This window comes from Deltaproteobacteria bacterium, from assembly GCA_016223005.1.
Lineage (GTDB): Bacteria > Desulfobacterota > GWC2-55-46 > UBA9637 > GWC2-42-11 > JACRPW01.
Genome location: JACRPW010000048.1, coordinates 1 through 7,450, shown reverse-complemented (window position 1 = coordinate 7,450; position 7,450 = coordinate 1). Strand labels below are relative to the sequence as shown.

Annotated in this window: 7 protein-coding genes; 6 read left to right on the top strand and 1 reads right to left on the bottom strand. The window is 41.1% G+C overall.

The window, feature by feature from the left end; genetic code table 11:
• From HZC45_05935 to bioB, 6 genes are all read left to right on the top strand, one after another.
• Positions 1-1,375: ribonuclease J (locus HZC45_05935; protein MBI5682689.1), on the top strand; the 1,375-nt coding region annotated here is incomplete at its 5' end.
• 63 nt (positions 1,376-1,438) lie between these two features.
• A complete protein-coding gene (locus HZC45_05930) occupies positions 1,439-2,071 on the top strand; it encodes a protein-L-isoaspartate(D-aspartate) O-methyltransferase (protein MBI5682688.1) in 633 nt (210 codons plus the stop codon).
• Complete coding sequence (locus HZC45_05925; GenBank protein MBI5682687.1) at positions 2,041-2,646, top strand: DedA family protein; 606 nt, start codon at positions 2,041-2,043, stop codon at positions 2,644-2,646. The genes HZC45_05930 and HZC45_05925 overlap by 31 nt, the downstream gene beginning before the upstream one ends.
• 126 nt (positions 2,647-2,772) lie before the next feature.
• A complete protein-coding gene (locus HZC45_05920; protein ID MBI5682686.1) occupies positions 2,773-3,360 on the top strand; it encodes a peptidoglycan DD-metalloendopeptidase family protein in 588 nt (195 codons plus the stop codon).
• Between the two features lie 33 nt (positions 3,361-3,393).
• Positions 3,394-3,912 carry an adenine phosphoribosyltransferase gene (locus HZC45_05915; GenBank protein ID MBI5682685.1) on the top strand — a complete coding sequence of 173 codons (519 nt, stop codon included), beginning with the start codon at positions 3,394-3,396 and terminating at the stop codon, positions 3,910-3,912.
• 53 nt (positions 3,913-3,965) lie between these two features.
• Positions 3,966-4,958, top strand: a complete 993-nt coding sequence (gene bioB, locus HZC45_05910) for a biotin synthase BioB (GenBank protein ID MBI5682684.1) — start codon at positions 3,966-3,968, stop codon at positions 4,956-4,958.
• 25 nt (positions 4,959-4,983) lie between these two features.
• Here bioB and polA read toward each other — a convergent pair.
• A partial coding sequence (gene polA, locus HZC45_05905; GenBank protein MBI5682683.1) for a DNA polymerase I occupies positions 4,984-7,450 on the bottom strand: 2,467 nt, incomplete at its 5' end.

Here is a 7,450-nt window from a genome sequence, read left to right as displayed (position 1 = left end):
TACTATCGGCTTCATTCAGGAAAAACTTAAGGAATTTAATCTTGATAAATCTACACAGTTTGTCCGTGTAAAACCAAGACAGACCGTATCAATAGGGCAGTTTAAGGTTGAATTCATAAGAGTTAGTCATTCCATAGTTGACGGTGTCGGACTTGCCATTACAACACCAATTGGCACAGTCATCCACACAGGGGATTTTAAATTAGACCAGACCCCTGTGGATGGGGAGGTTTTGGACTATGCAAGGTTTTCTGAATACGGTGAAAAAGCCGTGCTTGTACTAATGTCAGATTCAACAAATGTTGAAAAAGAAGGTTACACAATATCTGAAAAAGAAATCGGCAATGCATTTGAGGATATATTCAGAGAGGCTAAAGGCAGGGTTATGGTCGCTGCGTTTTCATCAAATATACACAGGGTTCAGCAGGCAATGGATGTGGCGAACAAGTTCGGCAGAAAGGTCTGCCTGAACGGTAAGAGCATGGTCGCAAATGTAAGGATTGCAAGGGAACTTGGGTATCTCAAGGCGCCTGATGATTTGCTCGTGGATTTAAAAGAGATGGACAGCCTTCCGCCAGAAGAGGTCTGCCTTATTACAACAGGCAGTCAGGGCGAACCAATGTCAGCGCTTACAAGGATGGCAATGGATGACCACAAGCATATAAAAATCTTAAAAGGCGACACAGTAATCCTTTCTTCAAAATTTATACCCGGTAATGAAAAGGCAATATCCAATATGATGAACCACTTGTTCAAAAGGGGGGCGGAGGTTATATATGAAAAGGTTTCAGAGGTTCATGTATCAGGACATGCAAGTCAGGAAGAATTAAAAATAATGCTTAACATGACCAAACCGAGATTTTTTATCCCTGTTCACGGCGAATACAGGCACTTGATAAAACACGCCCAACTTGCAGAAAGGCTCGGCATACCTTCTGAAAATATTGTTATTGCAGAGGACGGCGATGTTGTTGAGGTTACCCCTAATAAGATTGCAAAGATTGAAAAGATAGAATCAGGCAGGGTATTTGTTGACGGCAAGGGCGTGGGTGATGTGGGTAATATGGTTTTAAAGGATAGGCTCCATCTTTCGCAGGATGGTGTTGTAATTGCAATTATCGCATTGAACCAGACTACAGGGGATATTATATATGGTCCTGACATAATCACAAGAGGACTTGTGTTTGAGGAAGAGAGCGCTGAACTCCTTGAAGATGCAAAACGAGTTGTTAATGAGACACTTGCAGGTGTGAACAAAGAGGCGCTCACAGATTGGGCAGAGGTGAAAGAAGAGGTAAGAAAGTCGCTTCGGAGATATTTTAATAAGATTCTTGAAAGAAGGCCCGTAATCCTTCCGCTGATAATAGAGGTATAAATAGTTTTAACGGAGGCATCCCTGATTTTTAGCCGTGATAACTTTGCAAAATCCCGTAAAAGAATGGTAGAAACCCAACTTATCCCCAGGGGGATTAAGGATAAGAGGGTAATAGAAGCAATGCTTACAGTCCCAAGACATCTCTTTGTTGAAAAGGCATTATGGGAACAGGCATATGGTGATTATCCCCTTCCTATTGGCGAAAAACAGACAATATCTCAGCCGTATATAGTCGCGCTTATGACAGAAGCCCTTGAACTCAAGGGGACGGAAATGGTTCTTGAGATTGGCACTGGTTCAGGTTATCAGACGGCGGTGCTCTCCAAACTTGCTGATAAGGTCTTTTCCATAGAACGTATATCCACCTTGGCAGCAAGGACACGGAGGCTATTGGATGAACTTAAATGCTCTAATGTAATCATAAGGGTCAGTGACGGGACAGAGGGGTGGAAGGAAGAAGCACCTTTTGATGCAATACTTGTAACTGCAGCATCCCCTGATATACCATCACAGTATATAGAGCAGTTAAAAGCAGACGGAAGGCTTGTTATCCCGGTTGGCGATATCTATTCTCAGATATTATGTAAGATTATAAAAACCAAAGATGGTATAATAAAATCTGATATGGGCGGCTGCAGATTTGTCAGACTGATTGGTAAATACGGATGGACAGAGGAAGAAAAGGAAATATTATAAGAAGGGTTTATGACTGGGTACTGCACTGGGCACATACCCCGTATGGGGTGTGGGCGCTATTCATACTTGCATTTACAGAATCATCATTTTTCCCGATACCCCCTGATGTCCTGCTTATTGCCCTTGCCATATCAATCCCCATAAGGGCATTCAGGTTTGCCTTTATATGCTCATTAGGCTCTGTGCTTGGCGGATTATTTGGTTATTTTATCGGCTATCAATTGATGGATTTGGTAGGTATGCCTATTATACAATTCTATGGCATTGTAGATAAATATGAGATGGTAAGAAAGTCGTATGAAGATTACAATGCCCTTATTGTCTTTACAGCTGCATTTACACCAATCCCTTACAAATTGATAACAATAACAGCAGGGGCAAGCAAGGTAAATATATTGATATTTTTAATTGCATCTATTGTAGGAAGGTCTCTAAGATTCTATATGGTTGCGTGGTTAGTGCACCACTTTGGAGAACAGATAAAGACCTTTGTAGACAAATACTTTAACCTCCTGACCATTTTATTTACGGTCATTTTGATACTTGGATTTGTTGTTGTCAAAATGTTGTTATAGACAGAAATGACAGATAATAGAAATAAGGTTTTTCTCTTTTCTAATTTCTTATTTCTACTCGTTACCTTTTTGACCTCATGCTCTGTTTCCCGCGGCATTTACCATGAGGTTGGAAAGGGGGAAACATTGTGGAGGATAGCAAAGACATACAATATAGATTTACAGGATATTGCAGAGGCAAATAACATAACTAATGCAAGGCAGATAGAGGCAGGGCAGAAGATATTCATACCGGGTGCAGAAAAGGTCATTAAGGTGAAGCCGTATGTTCCGAAGGGGTTTGGGGTAAGAGACAAGAGGCAAGAGACAGAAGAAACAGAAGATAAGACAGCCTTTGAAAATGACAGGTTTGTATGGCCCGCAAGAGGTGAAATCATATCAGGTTTTGGTATAAGGGATGGTAAAAGGCATGACGGGATAGACATATCAGCACTAGAGGGAACAGATGTTCTGGCAGCGGATGATGGAGAGGTAATCTACAGCGATAATGAACTTAGAGGATACGGCAATCTTATAATAATCCAGCATAAAGATAATTTTGTTACTATCTATGCACATAATAAAGAAAATATCGCTAATGTCGGACAAAGTGTCAAAAGGGGCGAACTTATTGCAAAGGTTGGAAACAGTGGAAATTCAAAGGGGTATCATCTGCATTTTGAGGTTAGAAAAGACAAAAAGCCAATGAACCCTGTATTCTTTTTGCAGCAATAAAGTGGAATTATAAAAAACATAAGGGGGGGATTTATGCCAGAACAGTTAAAAAAAATCATTAGGGATGTGCCTGACTTTCCAAAGAAAGGGATTGTATTCAAGGATATTACAACCCTTTTAAAGGATGCGGTCTCATTTCAGAGGATGGTGGATTTGATAGGGCACCGCTATCTTGGTAAAGGGATAGACCTTATTGTAGGTATAGAGGCAAGGGGCTTTATTATTGGTGCCGCACTTGCATATAAACTAGGTGCAGGTATTGTAATCGTAAGAAAACCAGGCAAACTGCCGCACAAGACATACAAGACAACCTACTCTCTTGAGTATGGTGAAGATACCCTTGAAATCCATCAGGACGCCATAAGTCATGGGCATAACATACTTGTTGCAGATGATGTGCTGGCAACAGGGGGGACTGCATCAGCAGTATGCGGTCTTGTCCAAGAGATGGGCGGCGAGATTATAGAATGCGCATTTATTGGTGAAATTACTGCCTTAAATGGCAGGAAAAAACTTGAGCCTCATCCTGTATTTTCTTTAATAAAATTTTGAGCGATACAGATATACCCAAAAATAGACATTGATTTTACGGGATATAACATAACATGGACACTAACCTTATATTAAGTTTGCAAAAGAAGGCCCTTTCAGGACAGGATATATCTTACGAAGAAGGGTGTAGTTTTGTAAATCTGCCTGATGATACGATATTTGACACACTTGCATCTGCTGAAAAGGTTAGAAGACACTATAAAGGCGCTAATATAAACCTCTGCTCAATCGTAAATGCAAAGAGCGGACTTTGTCAGGAAGACTGTAGTTTTTGCAGTCAATCAGCCTTTTACAACACAGATATTAAGACATATCCAATGATTGATTCAGAAGATATTATAGATGCAGCGGTTAGTGCTGCAAAGGATGGGGTAGGGGAGTTTTCCATAGTAACCAGCGGAACCGGGGTGTCTAATGAAAGGGATGTTGCAATCCTGATAGATGCCATAACAGGGATGAAAAAGAATACATCGCTTGAGAGGTGCGCCTCACTTGGCATTATGAAGGCGGATGTTTTGTTAAAGTTAAAAGAGGCAGGGCTGGAGAGTTATCACCACAACCTTGAAACTGCAAGGAGTTTCTTCCCTAATATATGCACAACCCATGATTATGAGGATGATGTCAAGACAATAAGAGCGGCAAAGGAACTCGGCTTTTATGTATGCTCTGGCGGTATATTTGGACTGGGTGAATCCAGAGAGCAGAGGGTTGAACTTGCTGTTATGCTGAAAGAACTAGATGTAGATTCTATCCCAATAAATTTCTTGAACCCAAGACCTGGCACACCGCTTGGACATGCAAATTATCTTACGCCGATAGAATGTCTTAAGATTATAGCCTTATACAGATTTATCCTCCCTGCAAAGGACATAGTTATATGCGGTGGGAGGCAGGTTAATTTGAGAGATTTGCAGTGCCTGATTTTTGCTGCAGGCGCAAATGGTGTAATGATTGGCAACTATCTTACAACTACAGGCAGACCCCATATAGATGATTTAAAGATGATTAAAGACCTTGGACTAAAACCAAAGGTGCAGGGTGATTAATGGAAATTAGGGGAAGTGTCCCTAATTATCCTGCCTCCATCCAGTTTTTACCAACCCCGATATTAACCTTTACAGGCACTGAGAGTTTAACCGCATTCTCCATCTCATATTTAATAATATCATTAGATTGTTTTATTTCATCATCACTTATCTCAAAGAGAAGTTCATCATGGATTTGAAGGAGCATCCTTGTTCTTAACCCTTCTGCCCTAAACCTTTTATAAATCTTGAGCATTGCAAGTTTTATCAAATCTGCCGCACTCCCCTGAACAGGTGTATTTATGGCAATCCTCTCGCCAAATTTACGCACAGACTCTATCTCGCTTTTCAGTTCAGGTATATACCTCCTTCTGCCAAGTATGGTTGCAACATATCCTTTCTCCCCCGCCTCTTTTATTACACTGTCAATATACCCCCTGACACCGCTGTATATACTAAAATACCTTGTTATGTATTCACCTGCCTCTTCACGGGAGATGCCAAGTTCAGAAGAGAGTCCATACTCACCCATGCCGTAGATAATGCCAAAGTTTATTGCCTTTGCCTTTCTCCTCATCTCATCTGTAACCATACACGGCTCTGCACCAAAGATTTCACTTGCTGTCCTTGCATGAATATCACCATCATTTCTGAATGCCTCCACAAGATGCCTGTCCCCTGAAAGATGTGCCACGAGCCGAAGTTCTATCTGGGAATAGTCAAAAGAGATAAATATAAAACCTTCATCTGGTATAAATGCCTTTCTGATTAGTCTGCCCCGTTCTGTCTTTATTGGTATATTCTGCAGATTAGGTTCGCTGCTGGAGAGTCTGCCTGTGGCAGTGGATGCGGCATTAAATGATGTGTGAACCCTGCCGGTTTCAGGATTGAGCAGGCTTAAGATTCCATCTATATATGTTGATTTTAACTTTGCGATCTGCCTGTAATTCAATATCTCCTGCGGAAGTTCATGGCTTAAGGCAAGCCGTGTCAAGACCTCTTCATCTGTTGAATAACCTGTCTTTGTCTTTTTTACAGGCTTGAGTTTCAGTCTTTCAAACAACACATCTGCAAGCTGCTTTGGGGAATTTATATTAAACTCAAAACCAGAAGTGGTGTATATCTTCTTCTTAATATCTGCCAGAAGATAGTCTAGTTCCCTGCCATAGGCTTCAAGATAAGGTCTGTCAACCCTTATGCCTGCAAATTCCATACTTGCAAGAACCTCTGCAAAAGGCAGTTCAATATCTTTAAATAGATTCAAAAGCCCCTGTTCATTTAATAGAGGGAGATGCTCATCTTTTAGTTTGTTTATCAATACGGTTTCTTCACATGCATACTGCGCTAAAGTTTCAATATCCATATCAGGCTTAAGACAGGATGTCGGCTTAAGCGGCTGAATATTAAGCAAATAAGAGGCAATGGTTAAATCAAAATCAATCCCCTTTACGGATATATTGTTTTTGCTCATCGCAAGGTAAAGCATCTTTGCATCTTGTGTAAACTTTTTTATAGATTCGTTTTCAAAGATAGGTTTCAGCAAGTTCAACACATCATTTATATTCAACTGTTCAGGGGCGCCGAGATAGTAATGTTTGATGGGTATATAAAAGGCGCTCCCTGATTTTAGCGCTATTGCGATGCCTGCAAGTTCGCCTTGGTGTGATTTGCAAACAATGGCAAAGGAATCAGAAGATTTTAATCCATCTGCAAGGCAGTTCAGTTCATCATGTTTAAGGATAATTTGAACTGGCAGTCTGGTGTCAACAGTTGTTTGCGGTGATAATTCGTTCAAAAGACGGGTGAATCCTAATTCCTGAAACAATATCTTTAGTTTCTCCTTATCAGGTTCAGAAGGTGTAAGAGCGTCATAGTTTATTTCTACAGGCGCATCCCTCTTTATAGTAACAAGTTCCTTTGAGAGTTTTGCCATCTCTGCATGGGATTTAAGGGCTCCCTGAATCTTCTTATTCTTTACCTTATCAAGATTTGAAAGGAGGTTCTCTATTGTCCCGAACTCCTTAATCAGTTTAGATGCGCCCTTCTCTCCTATGCCATGCACCCCCGGCACATTATCACTGGCATCGCCAGCGAGAGCCATAACATCAGTAACCCTTTCAGGCTCTACACCAAACCGCTCTATTACCTCATCTGTCCTGTAAGTCTTATCCTTCATCGTATCTACAACAGTTACACCCTCACACACCAACTGAAGCATGTCCTTGTCGCCTGTAATGATAGTAACATGATAAGCCTGAGTCTTTGCCCTTTGTGCAAGCGTCCCTATAACATCATCTGCCTCATAACCATCCATCTCAAGGCATGGGATATTAAAGGCATTTACAATCTCTTTTATGTAAGGGAGCTGGGGTTTGAGGGCGTCAGGCATTTCAGGCCTTTGTGCCTTATACTGCTCATAGAGTTTATGTCTGAATGAAGGCGCCTTTGTGTCAAATACAACTGCTAGATGGGAGGGGCAGAAATCCTTCAAAACCTTTTTAAGCATCTGGGTA

Excerpts from the sequence above, each read along its gene's own strand:
- HZC45_05930 (MBI5682688.1), top strand. The coding sequence starts at position 1,439 with ATGGTAGAAACCCAACTTATCCCCAGGGGGATTAAGGATAAGAGGGTA.
- HZC45_05925 (MBI5682687.1), top strand. The coding sequence starts at position 2,041 with ATGGACAGAGGAAGAAAAGGAAATATTATAAGAAGGGTTTATGACTGG.
- HZC45_05915 (MBI5682685.1), top strand. The coding sequence starts at position 3,394 with ATGCCAGAACAGTTAAAAAAAATCATTAGGGATGTGCCTGACTTTCCA.
- bioB (MBI5682684.1), top strand. The coding sequence starts at position 3,966 with ATGGACACTAACCTTATATTAAGTTTGCAAAAGAAGGCCCTTTCAGGA.